The organism is Pedobacter rhodius (genome assembly GCF_027213645.1).
GTDB classification, from domain to species: Bacteria; Bacteroidota; Bacteroidia; order Sphingobacteriales; family Sphingobacteriaceae; genus Pedobacter; species Pedobacter rhodius.
The window spans coordinates 1-16,885 of record NZ_JAPWGL010000006.1 but is presented as its reverse complement, the minus strand read 5'-3'; the positions used below and the strand labels follow the sequence as shown (position 1 = coordinate 16,885).

14 protein-coding genes are annotated in these 16,885 nt (G+C 36.5%); 2 read left to right on the top strand and 12 right to left on the bottom strand.

Annotated features, from left to right (window positions below; genetic code table 11):
• Positions 1-226: 226 nt before the first annotated feature.
• The 7 genes from O0931_RS18320 to O0931_RS18290 form a co-directional block, all read right to left on the bottom strand.
• Complete coding sequence (locus tag O0931_RS18320) at positions 227-3,091, bottom strand: PD-(D/E)XK nuclease family protein (RefSeq protein ID WP_269416936.1); 2,865 nt, start codon at positions 3,089-3,091, stop codon at positions 227-229.
• A gap of 216 nt (positions 3,092-3,307) precedes the next feature.
• A complete protein-coding gene (locus O0931_RS18315; RefSeq protein ID WP_269416935.1) occupies positions 3,308-4,732 on the bottom strand; it encodes an ATP-binding protein in 1,425 nt (474 codons plus the stop codon).
• A gap of 115 nt (positions 4,733-4,847) precedes the next feature.
• A complete protein-coding gene (locus O0931_RS18310; RefSeq protein ID WP_269416934.1) occupies positions 4,848-8,084 on the bottom strand; it encodes a UvrD-helicase domain-containing protein in 3,237 nt (1,078 codons plus the stop codon).
• 87 nt (positions 8,085-8,171) lie between these two features.
• Entirely contained in the window at positions 8,172-8,507 is a 336-nt protein-coding gene (locus tag O0931_RS18305; protein ID WP_269416933.1) for a HepT-like ribonuclease domain-containing protein, read from the bottom strand.
• Positions 8,500-8,763, bottom strand: coding sequence for a nucleotidyltransferase family protein (locus O0931_RS18300; protein WP_269416932.1), 264 nt, complete (start codon positions 8,761-8,763; stop codon positions 8,500-8,502). The genes O0931_RS18305 and O0931_RS18300 overlap by 8 nt, the downstream gene beginning before the upstream one ends.
• 66 nt (positions 8,764-8,829) lie before the next feature.
• Entirely contained in the window at positions 8,830-9,630 is an 801-nt protein-coding gene (locus tag O0931_RS18295) for a tRNA threonylcarbamoyladenosine dehydratase (RefSeq protein WP_269416931.1), read from the bottom strand.
• A gap of 84 nt (positions 9,631-9,714) precedes the next feature.
• Positions 9,715-10,371: a TatD family hydrolase gene (locus tag O0931_RS18290; RefSeq protein WP_269416930.1), complete on the bottom strand. Its 657-nt coding sequence runs from the start codon at positions 10,369-10,371 to the stop codon at positions 9,715-9,717.
• Positions 10,372-10,478: 107 nt separating this feature from the next.
• Here O0931_RS18290 and O0931_RS18285 point away from each other — a divergent pair, with 107 nt between their 5' ends.
• Positions 10,479-11,012: a thioredoxin family protein gene (locus O0931_RS18285; protein ID WP_269416929.1), complete on the top strand. Its 534-nt coding sequence runs from the start codon at positions 10,479-10,481 to the stop codon at positions 11,010-11,012.
• 61 nt (positions 11,013-11,073) lie between these two features.
• On the opposite strand, the gene O0931_RS18280 is transcribed toward O0931_RS18285, so the two are convergent.
• The 5 genes from O0931_RS18280 to O0931_RS18260 all read right to left on the bottom strand — a co-directional run bounded on the left by O0931_RS18280 (position 11,074) and on the right by O0931_RS18260 (position 15,983).
• On the bottom strand, positions 11,074-11,286 hold the full coding sequence (locus tag O0931_RS18280) for a hypothetical protein (RefSeq protein WP_269416928.1): 213 nt from the start codon (positions 11,284-11,286) through the stop codon (positions 11,074-11,076).
• 200 nt (positions 11,287-11,486) lie between these two features.
• Positions 11,487-13,163, bottom strand: coding sequence for a glycoside hydrolase family 3 protein (locus tag O0931_RS18275; protein WP_428982700.1), 1,677 nt, complete (start codon positions 13,161-13,163; stop codon positions 11,487-11,489).
• A 325-nt stretch (positions 13,164-13,488) separates the two neighbouring features.
• Positions 13,489-14,235, bottom strand: coding sequence for a methyltransferase domain-containing protein (locus O0931_RS18270; RefSeq protein WP_331283636.1), 747 nt, complete (start codon positions 14,233-14,235; stop codon positions 13,489-13,491).
• Between the two features lie 62 nt (positions 14,236-14,297).
• On the bottom strand, positions 14,298-15,698 hold the full coding sequence (locus tag O0931_RS18265; RefSeq protein WP_269416926.1) for an MBL fold metallo-hydrolase RNA specificity domain-containing protein: 1,401 nt from the start codon (positions 15,696-15,698) through the stop codon (positions 14,298-14,300).
• Between the two features lie 57 nt (positions 15,699-15,755).
• Positions 15,756-15,983: a YtxH domain-containing protein gene (locus O0931_RS18260; RefSeq protein ID WP_269416925.1), complete on the bottom strand. Its 228-nt coding sequence runs from the start codon at positions 15,981-15,983 to the stop codon at positions 15,756-15,758.
• A gap of 78 nt (positions 15,984-16,061) precedes the next feature.
• Here O0931_RS18260 and O0931_RS18255 point away from each other — a divergent pair, with 78 nt between their 5' ends.
• Positions 16,062-16,694, top strand: a complete 633-nt coding sequence (locus O0931_RS18255; protein WP_269416924.1) for an HAD family hydrolase — start codon at positions 16,062-16,064, stop codon at positions 16,692-16,694.
• The last annotated feature ends 191 nt before the right edge of the window (positions 16,695-16,885 follow it).

The window sequence follows — 16,885 nt, the reverse complement described above, 5'->3', positions numbered from 1 at the left end:
AAGATTAACCGCAAAGCGCGCAAAGTTCTTCGCAAAGAAGGAAAAGTTTTTATTTCACCACGGATAACAATAAGATTTTCACAAAGCGAAAAGAGAGATTTTATATTTCGGACAACAACGCGATGTTCCCGGTGCATTTCTTTATGCGCTCTGTGGTTAATATAGCATCGAAGCTTAGCGTTCTTTGCGCCTTTCTTCAATTCTTTGCGGTTAGAACAGCGACAAGCTACTTCCCAAACAGCGTTTTATAAATCGAATATTTGTAATTATCCGGAATTTCGCTGGCTTTAAAATATGGTGCACCAAAAAGTTCTGCTAGTTTTTCTTTAAGCCTGGTTAAAAACAAAGGTTTAATTTCTTCAAGGAAATCGCCTCTTAAAACCTGCCGGTTGGATTTAAACCATACGCCACCCAAAGTTGCATCGTTCATGGTTTTAACGATATACAAATTTGGTTCCACACAAGTTTTACCCGAAAATTGTTCGTAAGCATACGTATAGAGCAAGGTTTGAATCAGGGCTTTATTAATATGTTTCCCATCTGAATTGAAGAGTTCATCAATGTCTTTAAAAGCTAACTTATCACTTCCAGTCTTATAATCAATAATTTTTGTAATACCGTCTTTAACATCAACCCTGTCGATAAAGCCGAAGATTTTAATACTTTCTTCTTTCCCGTTAAGCGGGAAACTAATTTCAGCTTCTACTTTTTGTTCCAGACTAATAATCGTAAAAGGTGTTTGCGAAATATCCTGGTTGAGAATGATATTTACATAAGCATCCACAATGGCGAGAATCACTTTTTGCATGCCTTTATACTCCATCACCAAATCAGGATGTTTGAACATGACCGTATTAAAAGCTTTCTGAATCATTTGAGGAACTTTCTTTCGTTGCGCTGTAATGCGTTCTTCGGTAATTTCTGCTTTTTTTAAATCTGTATAGAAATATTCCATTACTTTATGCAAAATTGAACCGATTTCATTGGCCTCTACAACTGCACTGATTTCTTTTGGCTCTTTAATTCCGGCAATATAATTGAAGAAAAAATCAATCGGGTTGGAGATGTATTGCGTTAAAGCGGAAGGAGACAAAATTTTCTTTTTATCCAGGTACTTCTGCAAGGTTTCCTGAATAAATGCATTATCTGTTTTTTCGATTTGAACTTCTTTGAATGGCTCTGTTTTGACATCCGGGTTTAGCTCATTGTACGTAAAATTGAAACCGCTTTCATATTCCAGTTGCTTTAAAATCCTGCTGGCTTCGCCCGATGTAGACTCATCTGTTAAACTATTGTAAACCAAATTGATGTTTTCCGCCCGTTGCATTAAACGGTAAACCATGTAAGATGAAATGGCATCAAGATTTTCCAGAACAGGTAAACCGTAAACCCTGCGTATTGAATCGGGAATAAAACTGTTTCCGATGGATGATTTCGGAATAATACCCTCATTGAAGCCGAGGATAACAACCTTATCGAAATTGAGGTTTCTGGTTTCGAGTAAACCCATTACCTGAATACCATTTAACGGATCGCCGGAAAGCGGAACTGCAATGGATTGTAAAGATTTCTGGACCAGGTAAATTATAAATGGAATTTCCTCTTTGCTGATGTGATTGCTAAAAGTATCGTGTAATCGGTTTAATTCCTGAATGGTTTTTACAAAAAGTTCTGCATCTATTTTCTTAAGCGTTTTTGCATTCGATAACCTTGTTAAAACAAAGTCTAAAACCGCCAGCAGGTTAGTGACTACCGATTTAGGGCTTTCAATTTTTTCATAAAAAACTTCGAACAAACCACTTTGCCTTATCAGGCGGTTATGGTCAATTTCAACCTGGTTCTCTTCAAGCAAGGCCGTCAGAATTTTATCACGCATTCTTTGTGTTAATCCTGTTAGCGGGTGTGTAAGAAAAGCCTCAACATTTTTATAAGTTACTTTATCAGCTTGTAAAATCTCCAGTTGGCTGGTCAGCCACAAATCCACCAACCCGAAAATAGCGGAGGTGGATAAGGCATAACCCATTGTTACATTAAGGTCTATTGCGTTGCCGTTGAAAGTTGTCGGGATGGTTTGTAAAGTTGGGATCAGTAAACTTTCATCGGCTAAAACCACAACCGTTTTGCCGACAGCTTCAGCATTTATGTAATCCTCTTCTAAAATGTTATTCAGGATTTTTGCCTGTGCAGATTGCCCCTGAACCTTAAAAACATTAACATCGTGCTTACCGGTTTTCATTAAACTCACCTGTTCGGCGAATTCATTTTTAAGGCCAAGCACATCTAAGTTTTTTCTTAGAAACAGTCCGGCTTCCTGCGAAGCATCATCTAAATAGTAACTGTCTGCATCAAAGTAGAACAACGCTTTACCCGTTTCCTGTAACTGCGTAAATATTTTGGCCTCGGCACTGCTCAACGCATTAAAACCTACAAAAATAATTTTCCCTTTATCAAAATTGGAGATGAATTCCTGATGACTTGTTATATCATCTGCCAAATGGCGGTAAACTGAACCATTGGTTAAATAACCTTGTTCTTTCAGCGTTGAGTGAAATTTATGATACAGCTTGGGCATCCTTCGCCACATTTTGATAAATAATTCCTGCTGCTTTTTATGTTTTCCTTCTGAATAGGAAGTCCAGAATTGAGCAAGAAACTGATATTGCTCCGGGCTTAAATAATCAAAATCCTGGTTGATAACGGAGATGTCTTCCAAATCTCGATACAGCCTTTCAGCGTCAACTAAATCAGCATCTACCTGGTTAAAATCACTCAAAATAATTTTAGCCAAAGGAAAAAACTTATGACTGGAAATTGTTTCCAGTTTTTCTTCTGCCAATAGTTGATTATATATTCGGTGCAAAGTGAAAAACTGCAAATAAAAATCGGCAATTTTATAACTTGTAGAGCAGGCAAAGAACTCCTGAATGGTAAAAAACGACGGACTGAAAAAAGGCTTACCAATAATATCTGCAAAATGCTTTTGTAAATACGCAGCCGGTCTTTTATTATTGAACACAATAGCGCAATTTTCCAGCTGATTTCCAAATCTGGCAACTAAATCTTCGGCAACTTCCTGTAAAAATGGTTTCATATCAGATCTTGAGTATTCAGATTGTTATCAATTTATATCATGTCGTTTTTATAACGAAGCAAAAACACCATGATTATCAACAAGTTAACTTAAATTCTGTTTCTATAGCGAAGCAAGATTTATTTTATATTATTAATATGTCGTTTTTCTAACGAAGCAAAAACAGCTTGAATATCAAATAGTTATGTTTTTTGTTGTTTTTGTAATGAAGCAGAACTATCCCCAATAAGGAATGTATTCTACAAATTTTGTAGAGTTATTATCAGGATCTTTAAGTCTAATTTTACCAGCTTCTAAAGTATTTTTTATTACTAAAGAGACTTGTGACCTTTGACGCTCGCTCATCTTAAATCTTTCTCTAAGCGAAGTATTATTCATACTACCGCTGCTGAGGTATTGAATAATAGCATGCTGATAACAAGCTTCTATTCTTTCAACTTCTGATAATTTAGCAAATGGTTTTGGGATATATAAAGTAGCTCTAAAAGCAGTCTCCAGCTCTTCAATTTTTAAAGGTGGTAGTCCGTATAATTCTATACCTGCAATAGTTTTTGTAAAGCCAGAGCCTCTTTCTTCACAGATTTTCAATCTTCTAAACGAAGATGCCAATTTTTCATTTCTACTTAAAGGTGTTGTCCCAATAATCCTGTCAAGCTTTTTAGATGGGAGAAGTCTTCCAGGGTTAGTTATAGATATTCTATCATCAAATATTTCAATAACAGGACCTGTTCCCCTAATATTAAAATCTTGATGTATAAGTGCATTTGCAAATAATTCTCTTAAGGCAATTTCAGGAAAAATGGTTTGTTCACTTCTAAATGCTGATTTAATAATTTCACTAGACGGTAGCATTTGTTTTACGAAATTGATAAGCCCTTCAAAACCTATTGCATATCCTTTAGATCCTGGATATTCTCTCTCCGTTTCCACTTTATTAAGTCCCTTATATTTTATAACTCTAATAGATTTTCTAGATAGACCATCAAAATCATTAAGATTTACAGCACAGGTTAGCGCACCTAAGTTTGTTATATAATATCCGTTATTTTCTTCAATTATTATTCCCTCATCTTTTAGCAGATAAATGATTTCTGATGAAGTTGCCGGAATAGGTTTGCTAAGCAAATTGAACAATTCCCTATAATCTAATAAAGACAAAACTTGCATTTCGGTTAATAACTTTGTAGAATGCAATTCTTCATAATTTGGGGTTTTACTATTTAAAAGTAAACCACCCACCTCCTGCCTAGAAGCTTTTTGTGTACAACCACCTGTTCTCACAAAAGTATCTTCTATCGTTTTGCTCTTTAAATACACAGGTTTAACAGCACTTTCTTTAATAAATACTATTAATATTTCTTTTTCTTTAAATACTTCTATACTATGATCTAAACTAACATTAGGTTCTAAACTATCTCTACCAATAGAACTTAAACGCTCAACGATTAGATTTGCTTGTTGATGTAAGATACCCACCACTTCAGCTGTTTTATCATTGATGCCAAAAACAATGAAGCCACCGCCTGGATAATTTGAAAGGGCAGATATATGTTGAGCAAGTTTGTTTGTATTTGCAGATAAACTTTCTTTCCAATCTAAATCATTTAGCTCTAATGGAACATTCCCTAAAGTATGATCCAATAAACTGAACGCCCTGTTTATCCAATGTTTACTCATATAACTTAATGAAATTATCTTTTATTCCAAAGATAAGATTTATGTAGGTTAAGACAAGTTATATAATTCAACATAGATGTCAAACCAATTTCAATTTCCCTTTAACCGCATAGAAAAGATAGGTCTTAATATTCTTATAACCCATTTCCAAAAGCAAATTCCTGTATTTATTTACCTGTTGAATGTGCATGTCGCTTTCTTCCAAAGTAAATTTATAATCCAGAATAATCACTTCATCTTCATTAATTAAAACTCTATCAGGCCGATGAAGTTTACCACTTGCATCAATGATGTTTTTCTCGGTGATGCTTTCTGTTGCCTTATTTAAAATTTCTTTCAGTTCAGGATGATTTAATACCTCTAAGGCCGAATCAATCAATTTTTGCCTTTCTTCTTCTTTAATAATGCCTTGTAAAACCAGATTTTCGGTGTAATCATCCACGCCTTTTTCACTGCTGGCGCTCGCCAGGATATCGTGAAGCAAGGAACCTTTTCTCCCCGATTTTTCAATGTTAACCAAGTGCTTTAAATGCTTTTCTGCCGATGGTATGTAGAGTTCAGACAAGCGGCTGCTGGTTGGGTAACTTTGTAAATTAATGAAATTTGAATACTCGGTTTTAATTTCATTCGGTACATAATCTACAATTTCATAAACACCATTTTCATCAAATTGCGCATCGAAAGTGAGGTTAATTACATCGCCCATATTGGACAAATTAATTTCTTTATTCCCTTTCGGTTCTGCCTTGCCCATTGTTGAAATATAAAGATAATCCTTTGAGCGTGTTGTAGCCACATACAGCATATTCAATGCATCCATGTTATTGTAAAGCAATTCTTCGTAATATGCTTTCGCAATGGAAGAATCGGCTAAGTCCTTGCTGTATTTCAACGGAATGCCGCGAAGTTCCTTATAAACAGTATCTTCTGAGGAGACCCAGAAAGTTGAATTTGTTTTGCCTTTCACTTCCCAGTTACAGAACGGAACAAAAACAGCTCTAAACGCCAGTCCTTTAGATTTATGAATTGTAATGATTTGTATCGCATCTGCACCTTCAGGCGATGGAAGCGACTTTTTAACGCCGTCTTCATCCCACCAGGTTAAAAATGAAATTATACCTTTTTCACCCAGCTTTCCTGCATTAGCGGTTAAATCTCTGAATGCTAAAAGGTAAGGCAAATGTTGAATTAAGTTTTTCAGGTTATAAGCCTCAATTAAAATTTCTACCAATTCTGGCAATGGAAGCTGCAGCCACGACTGCCAGTTTTCACAAAGCGATCTTGGTAAAACATTGCTTAACGTGCTTAAGGAAACGTTGTTGAGGTTAAGATAATGGTTCGCATTTGCCTCTTTATTATGTAATGAGTGGTATAGCGCAATGCAGTTTGCTTTGTATAGTGCTGTCTGCGAATCTAAACCAATCAATATTTTTAAGGTATTGATGATGAGTTTAACGACGGAGTTGTTTGAAATCATCAAGGCATCTCCGGAAAGAACAGGCAGTTCTTGCTCCATTAATTTCTGTACAGTTAGCAATGCCTCGCTATTTGACCGAACCAAAATCGCAATATCTTTTAAAGCGTAATTCTGCTCATTTTTTAAATAAAAAATCTCATCAACAATATCACTTAAAGCAATATCGCGAAAAACCGTTTCCGTAAAACGGGCCTCATCCGGCGCATGGTCTTTACCAAATTTTTTAATTTTTATAGTACCGCCTTTAAGTGTATTTGTGGCAAAATTTTGTGTAGAACCGGCATAGATATCCCTTATAATGGAGTTATAATTTTGTGTATTCCACCAGGCCGAAATGCTATCAGGCTTGCTTTCTAAGTTTTGGTTTAACTCGTTCTGCAAGGTTAAAGGAATTGAATGGTAAAGGAAATTGTTAAACGTAATAATGTTCTCCGCACTTCGATAATTTTCTTCCAAACTTTCTTCAACAACGTTGTGTGCGCCAACATCCAATTTGGCATGCTTATGCAAGATGTTCCAGTCGCCATTTCGCCAGCGATAAATAGATTGTTTGGTATCCCCAACAATTAAATGGTCGGTTAAATCCAGACTCGGCGTCGCAATGGCATTCGTTAGCAGTGATTTAAAGCTTCTCCACTGACTGGTCGAAGTATCCTGAAATTCATCAAACAGGAAATTGCGGTATCTATTGCCAACTTTCTCCCAGATAAAAGACGGATTGTCGCCTGCATCTTCGGTAATTCCGGAAATCAATTTTTGTGCATCGCTGATTAAAAGATTATCATTTTCTGCCCGATATTCTTTAAGCAATACAGCAATTTCCTGCATCAGCCGCAAATAATAAAGGTTTTTATTGAAAGCAATCGCAAGTTGATAGTTTGGCAAATGCGTTAAATAATGCATTTTTATCTTTTGCAAAATAGGGTTCACCGCATCGTATGCTTCAGTTCTGCCTGCATTTTTTTGAAACCATTCATCAGGCTCATCAATGAGGTTGAAAATAGCTTCTATTTTAGAGAAATCGCCGCGGGCAATTAAAATCAATTTGGTAAGCGGACTTCGGGATTTACCTTTTAGCTGGTCGTTTTCTACCCCTAAAACTTCAAGAACCTCATGCGCATCGGTTGCCAGCTGAATGATTTCACCTTCAAAATTATTGATTTCATCTTTGGTTAAGATGATGTATTTCTTGAAAAGTTCGTCAATGTTTTCAAGACCTAGTTCCTCAACGGCGGATTCAAAAATCTGAAAGCGTTCTGAGAAAATTTCCCCGATGAGGTTATAAAGTTCGATTTTATAATTCCAGCTTTTGTTATCGCTGATGCGTTCGATGGCCAAATCGATAATCCACTGCAAAAGTTGTTTGTTATCATTTAAGGCCTCATCGAGTTTGTTTACCAAATCATTTTTTACCTTATCATAATTCATTTCTAAATTATAATCGGCGTTTAAGCCTAACTCAAAAGCAAAGCCCCGGATTACTTTTTGTACGAAGCCATCAATGGTACTCACCGAAAAGCGGCTGTAGTCGTGCAGAATTTTACGATAGATTTTATCGGCTTTTAGCTTTAGGCTTTCCGCATTAAGCTCAGGGTAGGCAATCAAAATCAGTTTGCGGTAATCATCAATTTTCTTCGATGGATTTCCCTGTGCCAGGCCAACCAGAACCTCCAAAATCCTCGATTTCATCTCTTCAGTAGCCTTATTGGTAAACGTTACCGCTAATATTTCACGGTATTTGTTTTCACCGCTAAAAAGCAATGTAAGGTAATGCGCCGTTAAACTAAAGGTTTTACCGGAACCGGCTGAAGCTTGAAGAATTTTTAGGGGTTGAGGCATATTATGATTCCCTGCTGAGGGGTGAATTAGGTTGTTATTTTTTTAGTACCCCGCCCTACTGGCATTCCGCTAAAAATTACTGGTGTTTTACTTTTTTAGTAAATCTGTAATATCCAGTTTTAATTTGGGTAGATGATTAATGATGATTGCCCAAATCTGCGAATCATCGATATCATCGTAGCCATGAGTAAGTCTGTTTCGGGTGTCAACTATTTTACGGGCATTGCCAATTTGTATAGATGCCTCGACTTTTAATAAATTATTTACAGCCTCACCAATAGTAATTAAATTTCGTTCCACGGCATCTTTCAATAAGTTATTTACCTGATAATCATTGTAAATTTTTTGATCACCAATATATGCTTCAATCGTCTCGATAGCAATCAAAATATCCAACAAAAATTTCTTTATAGAATTATCCATAAATAGCAACTTTGGTTTCTGATAATTCTTGAATGAAATATGGGTTTTTTAAAGACCGTTCTGTAAGTAAATCAACTTCACGGTTTAATAAATCTCTGAGCTCATCTTGCAAATCCCATAAATGTTCGCCTGCATCCAAAGGCTCCAAATCTTCTTTTAAATTTATTAAAAAATCTACATCGCTCCCTTCATTAAACCTATCAGAAACTGCAGAGCCAAATAAAAATGCACTTGTTACCTCATGCTTCTTTAACAAGGTGATAATTTGGGGCATATGTTTTTGCAAACTCGGATGTACCATACACAAATATACATTTTTGATTTAATCCTTCTTATTCTTTAATTTCTTCCTCGCCAATGTTTTATGACTAATCCTCGCTGGCCTTTCTGCCATTTCAATTGGTAAGCCTAACAAATCTCTAATCACCACCGATGCACAAGCACCACCAAAAGCAGCGGGCAGATAAGAAACCGTCCCATAAGCCGAGCGTTTGAAGTTACTTCCATCCGTCATAATCATAGATTTTTTATCCATCTCTTCAGTAGAAAAAACAGCTTTGATTTTATCGGCATTTACCAGTTTATTCAGCCGTTTTCGTACATAGCTTGCAAGAACACATTGGTAAGTATTTGGAAGCAGCGTAATTCTGAGTTTCGTCGGGTCCATTTTACCCCCTGCGCCCATCGAACTTACAATCGGGATATTCCGCTCTAATGCAGTAGAAAGCAAAGTGATTTTTGGCATTACACTGTCGATGCAATCCATGATATAATCGAATTTCGATTCTAAAATTTCACGGCACTTTTCAGGTGTAAGAAAAGAATTTACAACATGGAGTTTCAATTCAGGATTTATTGCCAATAAACGCTCTTGCATAATTCCGGCTTTGCTCACCCCATGATTTGTTGCCAATGCCGGCAATTGTCTGTTACGGTTGGTTGGATCAACAACATCACCATCTACAATAGTCATTTCGCCAATACCCGAGCGGCATATAAATTCAGCAGCAAAAGAACCTACACCGCCCAAACCAATAACCAAAACGTGTTTCGATTGCAATTTATCAATTCCATCATTGCCCACTAATAGGGCAGAGCGTGAAAGCCATGTAATATCAGCCATATTGCTTAGGTTTTGCCACGGAAGCACGGATTAACACAGAATAAGTTTTCTTTCCGTAAATTCTGTGTTTCTGTGGCAATTTATTTATAGTAAATTCAACTTTTTCCAGTTCGCAAAAATAAGTGCTTTCAACTCATCAACCGAACATTTTTTTAAACTGGCTGCAGCCTGATAAATTTCTTCAATCGAAGTTTTGGAATCATCCGTTTCCAGAAAAAAGATTTCACTTTCCTGAAGCAACTTTACTGCGCCAGAATCTGCCTTTAAAACCGCCGCTCCAAATGAAAGCAGAAATCCCTTAGCCATTAACTGTTTACCCAATTCCTCATTTTTATTAAAACCATGAATTATCATCGGTACTTTGACTTTCAGGCGTTCTTTAACTTCAATTAATGCCGAAAAGGCTTTAACACAATGCAAAATTAATGGTTTATTTAATGCTTCAGCGAGGGCAATTTGATGTTCTAAAATGACAGTCTGATTTTCTAAATTTTCGCCTTTTAATTTATCTAACCCACATTCTCCAATCAATTTGACATTTGGTTGTTTCGCTAAAACGACCAGATATCTGAGTTGTATTTCCAGTTTGTCTGAAGTTGCATACCAGGGATGCAGGCCTATCGAAATGGGTTTTGTTTTAGGCATAGCAAGAAATATATCGCTGAATAACGACAAACTTTGGATACTTGTTACACCTTTTTGTTGCGCTGTTTTATGCGTATGTATGTCTAAAAAATCCATTAACCTACAAATATAAACTTGTAATATGCATTTCTTCTGTAAATAATTCACTAATAATCTATTGATTCAGTAGACTTTGTTATTTTTGATTTATTCATTAAAAAATCATGAAAAAAGCATTAATCTTATTGGCTGCTGTTTTTATTTCAACGGCAGCATTCAGTCAGGCTAAAACCGAAGGTGTTCACATCTACAATCCGGAAGCAAATGCCATGGCAGATTTAAAAGCAGCGACGGCAAAAGCGGCAAAAGCAAACAAACATGTTTTGGTTCAGGTTGGTGGAAACTGGTGTTCATGGTGTATTGCTTTCCATAATCTGGTTGATACAACTGCAGTTTTAAAGCAGACTATAGATGACAATTATGAATATGTTCTGGTAAATTGGGATAAAGATCACCATAATGATGAAGCCATGAAATATTTAGGTTTCCCTAACCGCTTTGGTTACCCTGTTTTTGTGGTTTTAGATGGAAAGGGGAAAGTGCTGCACATCGAAAATTCTGCTTATTTAGAAACCGATGAAATTGGCGCTAATGGCAAAAAGAAAGTTGGGCATGACGTTAAAAAAATCATTTCATTCTTAAAAGGCTGGACAGTTACTGCTGTTAACCCTGAAATCTATAAGCCGAAAGCGAAATAAGCTGAAAAGATAAAAGCAAAAAAGCCGCAAATTTTAGCTATTAAAATCTGCGGCTTTCTTTCTAATCCTCTACATTTTTTTCCTCATCTTTTAGGTCATCCAGATTTAACTCATAAGATGGTCTCGATGCTTGATCGGCTTGTTCCAACAAATCTTTGTCATGTTCTATGTTCGTATCATCGCCGTCCAATTCATTGATATTTTCTGTATCATCTTCTCTGCGTAAAGCATCATTCGGGTCGTTCGAATAATCTTCGTCTTTTGGGTCTATCATAACTTTATCTTTTATAAATAGATAATCGTTCAGACCCATGAATTGTTTTAAGTTTTTATCAAGCTAAAAGACCCAAGACTTGGTTGGTAAAACTGTTCCGTGAATTTTGTATTTCCGCAGCAAATTTTTAAACAAAAAATGCTAGATAGATTTACCTGACATTTCCTTTCTATTCTTCTTGTCTTTGTGGTAAGCTATCCTTATAATCCATCCCCAAACTTAAAATTCGGCAAAATACTTACAGGTAGCTTTCCTGTTGGAACCAATCTGTTATTAATTACTGCTGCAGCAGAAATCTGCATATAGTCTTCTTTTTGATAACCAATAACCAAGCCCTTGCTATTTTCCAATCCAGGTAATCCTGCCAGGTTATATGGATTTGCAAATAATGCGAAAACAGCATTTTTGCCTGCCAACTCTTTAATAAAATTTTTAACTCCTGCATTTAACGGAATATTATTCCCAGGTCTTGCACGGCTATCGTGAATACCTACAATAACCTGATCGAAAGCGCCAATTTCACGTGCGATATTCGAAATTTGAATAGCGGATGCGTCCTTATCCAAAACATAATAAACAGAATTGTAAAAACCTTTCGAAATTTCTTTCTGGAACTTCGTTACCGACGGAACACCAACGCTGATAATCGCTGTCCTTCTTATCGGAATTAAATTTTTAATGTAATCTTTTCCTTTCAAAAGGGTAACTGATGCATTTGCTAATTCCTGAACTAAAGCATTACTCGAATTGCGATTAACACCAGCAACAATACCCTGTGTTAAAATTGTATCCCTTTTATTTAATCCCGCCCAATATTTTGCGGTAAGGATTTTCCGAACACTTTCATCAATAGTTTTCATTTCAATTTTACCTTGGCGAACAGATCTACGCACCAAATGTATCGCCCTGTCGCTATTCTCCGAAAGTTCTAAAATGTCATTTCCTGCAATAATGCCCATTAAATCGGCCTGGCCATCTTTAAAATATTTTATAACGCCTTTCATATCCATTGCATCAGATATAATCAAACCTTTAAAGCCCAGTTTTTCTTTCAAAATGCCGGTTACAATTGGTTTTGACAAGGTAGAAGGTAAATTTGGCGTATTATCTAAAGCAGGGATATTCATGTGTGCAATCATAATGCCTGATGCACCTTGCCTAATCAGTTCTTTAAAGGGATACATTTCCAAACTATCTAAACGGGCGGCGCTAAAGGTAAGCTGAGGCAAGTCGTAATGAGAATCTACATCCGTATCGCCATGTCCGGGAAAGTGTTTAAGCGTGGTTAACAAACCACCATCTTGCATCCCTTTCATATAAGCAGCCGTTTTTGAAGCTACATTATATTTATTTTCCCCAAATGAGCGATAGTTAATTACCGGGTTTTTAGCATTATTATTGATATCTGCATCCGGCGCCAGATTCATCTGCATCCCCATTCGCTTAAAATCTTTGGCCACTTCCTGCCCCATTTTGTAAATCAAATCCTTATTTTGGATGGCACCTAAAGTCATTTGGTATGGGAAAGAGATTGTACTATCTAAACGCATGCCCAAACCCCATTCTCCATCGTTTGCTACGATTAAGGGCACGCGACTTACTTTTTGATAAGCATTAGTTGCAATTGCCTGCCTGACTGGACCGCCCTGAAAAAATATAACACCGCCAAGCTGTTCCTTTTTAATGACCAATCCAACCGAATCCGTATATTTTTGCCCTAAATTAGTATGTGCCCTAACAAAAAACATCTGGGCAATTTTTTCCCTGCGACTTAATTTTTTGAAAACCGAATCAACCCACTTAGGCTGATTAGCTAACATTTCTAAATAAGATTGTTTTTGTGCGCTTGCCGTAAATGCGGCAATGCAGAATAGCATAAGGAAGAGTATATTTTTTTTCACGTTGTTTTGTTGTAACGGCTAAATTAATAAGTTAAAACCTATTTAAACAAAAACTAATCCAAGTAATCGATTTAATACAAATAGTTGTCAAATACCGAATGTATACGCACATGCATAATTTCTACATGTAGAAGAAAAATATCAATTTTGACGTAATATGAAGCTGTATTATAAATACGAAATGTTATCTAAACTTGTCGAAGGGCATTTAAAAAACTACTTTTTCGCACTTTTCGACAAGCTCAACGTGACAAAATCAGAGATAAGTTAGACTGATGAGACAGCTTTTTCCTTATATCACTCAAACCAAAGTTAACTTCACCAGGTATTGGTCTTCTTCATCGTCAAAAATGATTTCACTATTCCAGCCGGTTTCTTTAGCCATTATTTTTATGGTTTCCGGGTCAACGTATAACCAGTTAAACCAGTTTCCTTTTTTTCCCTTGTATTCGTATTGATAAGAAACCTCACCATAATATTGATTCTGAGGTTTTGGAAAGTCTTTGTATAAATAAGCGATATCCGATGTATCGAAAAGTACCCGTCCGCCGGGATTAATTAAATTTTTTAAGTTGATAAGAAAACTTTTAAAACCTGGTAACGTACCGGTTAATCCGATTCCGTTCATCAACATTAAGATGGTATCAAATTTTTCCCGGAAAGTAAAAATATCCTGTAGCAATGCCTTTTTAACACCTCTGTCTTTCATGATATTAACCGCAGCTTCAGATACATCAATTGCCGTAACATCGACATTAAATGCTTGCAAAACCAATGCATGACTTCCAACGCCGGCACCAATATCCAGAACCTTTCCTTCGCACATATGCAGGGCTTGAAGCTCCAGAGCGGGCATTTCTTCCTCATCGCGAAAGAAAAAATCTACTGGCATTTCTTCCGGGTCGTCGTAAGAATTATGCAGTAAAACCACATCTGCTACCCCGGTTTTATAGAAATCAGTTAGCGCATCACCAAAAACATCCATAGGGGCAAAGATAGGAAATTGGAAGATGTATCTGCTTTCCGTCATCCATTTTCCATCGCCCATTTTCCATCAGGTTAAAGCATTTAAAATGCCCTCTCCTTTGTAGATGAGTTGGGCGAGGCTTTTTACCCTAAATCAAACTCCTGATGATATTCAGGAATGGCTACATGTCTGAAACCATGTTCCTTTAACCTGGTCGCAAAATTTTGTTGTACTTCATATTCGCCATGTACCAGGAATAACTGCTTAACTTTCGCCGGATCTTGCCCTGACAAAAATTTCAGTAAATCTTCATAGTCACCATGGGCGCTCATCGACTTTATGGAACGAACCTCCGCTTTTACTTCATAATCATCGTGAAAAATATTAACAACCTTTTGTCCGGCAATTAAGCGCCCGCCCAAAGAGGATGGCTCGCAATAACCAACCATTAAAATTGTATTCTTTTCGTTGCCGATGTTATTTCTAATGTGGTGTTTTACCCTGCCGGCTTCGGCCATTCCGGATGCAGAAATAATAACACACGGCCTCGGATCCTGATTTAAGGCTTTAGATTCTTCTACCGTTTCGATAAAGCGTAATCCTTTAAAACCAAAAATATCATGATCTACTTTTAAAGTTTCTTTTACACCATTGTTATAAACTTCAGGATGATTTTTCAGAATTTCTGTCGCCTTTGATGATAACGGGCTATCTACGAAATAGCGTACATCCGGTAACCGCCCTTTTAATTCCAGCCCGTTTAATGCGTATAAAAGTTCCTGTGTACGGCCTACACTAAATGCAGGAATAATAACTTTTCCTTTTTTAATATTGCAGGTATTGTTTATCACTTCATAGAGCATATTTTCAATCGGCTCCAAATCTTTATGTAAAGAATCGCCATAGGTAGATTCCATTAAAATATATTCTGCCTGATCAAATTGCTGAGGACTTTTCAATAACAAATCTCCATAGCGCCCAACATCGCCACTAAAAGTAATGCGCGTTGGTTTGCCATCTTCTGTGATGTTTAAATGTACTGCTGCACTACCTAAAATATGCCCTGCATCTGTAAATTTTAACCGAATACCCGGTTCAATTTCAAAATCTTGATTGTATTCCACAATCTTCATATTGCCAACTGCTTTTACAACGTCATCTTCAGTATAAAGAGGCGCTTCTTTTTTTTGTCCCGGCTTTAAATGGCGGTTATTGAATTCTGCATCCTGCATTTGTATTTTAGCAGAATCCATCATTAAAATTCTCGCCAAATCCATTGTTGCAGAGGTGCAAAAAATTTTTCCTTCAAAGCCTTCGCCAACTAAGCGAGGTAAAAGACCGCAATGGTCTATGTGCGCGTGAGACAGCACAAGATATTTAATTTTTCCAGGGTCGAAACCAAAGTAACCATTTAGCTTATCGGTAACCTCTCCCATGCCTTGAAAAAGGCCGCAATCTAATAATATCTGCGTTTCGTTTTTTAGTGTAATCAGATGTTTGCTACCCGTAACTGTACGTGCAGCGCCATGAAAGGTTATTCTCATTCTTGATGGTTAGAAATTATAATTGAAAATGCCGGAATTATCCGGCATATCCAATTATTACGCTTTTATATCGGCTAATTTATCTTTAACCTTATCGGCAACACCCGATGCTTTATCAGCAAGACCTGCCAGTTTATCTTTTGAGGAATCTAAAAGGTCGCAAAACCAATCAGATACTTTTCCTTTTAAATCATCCGACGAATCAGAAGATAATGCCAATGCAATTGTTGCGCCTAATGCCGCTCCGGCTAATACACCTACTATAATTTTTGTTTCCTTTGTCATAATCTTAATTTTTAAATATTAAACATAAATTAGCGCCTGCTGTTTTTATTTTTTTTAGAACACAAAAACCAAACCACAATGAAAAGTATTTTTTTTATTGATTTAGACAATACCATTTATTTTACCAAACCCAACGAAGAGCAACTAATGAGGGGTTTATATAATGTTTTGGATAAGCAGGATTTAGGGGTTTCTGATGAGCAGTATCAATTATCAAAAAAGGAAATGCTGCGAACACCTTTTCAAAAAGTTGCAAATAAGTATGGATTTAAGCAGGAAGCCATTGATAACGCAATAAAATACCTGGTTACAGGGGAAGTAACATCACCGTTAACACCCGGTGATGATTATCATTACATAAAATCACTTAAAGGAAGAAAGTTTATTGTTACAGCGGGCTTTTTAAGGAAGCAGACAACCAAAGTTAAAATGCTGGGTATAGCCGACGATTTTGAAGAAGTATATATTGTAGACGTTACGACATCTAACGAAAACAAAAAAAATGCTTTTGAAGCCCTGATTAAAAAACATAACTTAAATCCCGATGATATTCTGGTAATCGGCGATGATGCAGAATCCGAAATTAAATTCGGTTTGGAATTAGGTTTGACAACGTTTTTGTTAGACCCGGAAAATCTTCATCCTGATGCAGAAACAACATTCAGAGGAAAAGACTTAACACATCTGCACGAAGCGGCAGGACAGTTATAATAACGATTAAATGATATTAGTTTTTAGCATTCAATTACTAATTATATTGAATAAAAGTCGTCATTTCGATCCGATAGATTCTGTGTTAATTTCCAAATAAAATATTTTATTTTTGTTTCATGGGCAGTCAAGAACTAGCCAGTGTAGCGTGCTGATGCTTTAGGCTCAGCTCGCTACTTTCTTTTAAAACT

What these genes read in the sequence shown, in the direction of transcription:
- O0931_RS18320 (WP_269416936.1), bottom strand. Translation starts at nt 3,091, where the DNA reads ATGAAACCATTTTTACAGGAAGTTGCCGAAGATTTAGTTGCCAGATTT.
- O0931_RS18310 (WP_269416934.1), bottom strand. Translation starts at nt 8,084, where the DNA reads ATGCCTCAACCCCTAAAAATTCTTCAAGCTTCAGCCGGTTCCGGTAAA.
- O0931_RS18305 (WP_269416933.1), bottom strand. Translation starts at nt 8,507, where the DNA reads ATGGATAATTCTATAAAGAAATTTTTGTTGGATATTTTGATTGCTATC.
- O0931_RS18295 (WP_269416931.1), bottom strand. Translation starts at nt 9,630, where the DNA reads ATGGCTGATATTACATGGCTTTCACGCTCTGCCCTATTAGTGGGCAAT.
- O0931_RS18290 (WP_269416930.1), bottom strand. Translation starts at nt 10,371, where the DNA reads ATGGATTTTTTAGACATACATACGCATAAAACAGCGCAACAAAAAGGT.
- O0931_RS18285 (WP_269416929.1), top strand. Translation starts at nt 10,479, where the DNA reads ATGAAAAAAGCATTAATCTTATTGGCTGCTGTTTTTATTTCAACGGCA.
- O0931_RS18280 (WP_269416928.1), bottom strand. Translation starts at nt 11,286, where the DNA reads ATGATAGACCCAAAAGACGAAGATTATTCGAACGACCCGAATGATGCT.
- O0931_RS18275 (WP_428982700.1), bottom strand. Translation starts at nt 13,163, where the DNA reads ATGCTATTCTGCATTGCCGCATTTACGGCAAGCGCACAAAAACAATCT.
- O0931_RS18270 (WP_331283636.1), bottom strand. Translation starts at nt 14,235, where the DNA reads ATGGGCGATGGAAAATGGATGACGGAAAGCAGATACATCTTCCAATTT.
- O0931_RS18265 (WP_269416926.1), bottom strand. Translation starts at nt 15,698, where the DNA reads ATGAGAATAACCTTTCATGGCGCTGCACGTACAGTTACGGGTAGCAAA.
- O0931_RS18260 (WP_269416925.1), bottom strand. Translation starts at nt 15,983, where the DNA reads ATGACAAAGGAAACAAAAATTATAGTAGGTGTATTAGCCGGAGCGGCA.
- O0931_RS18255 (WP_269416924.1), top strand. Translation starts at nt 16,062, where the DNA reads ATGAAAAGTATTTTTTTTATTGATTTAGACAATACCATTTATTTTACC.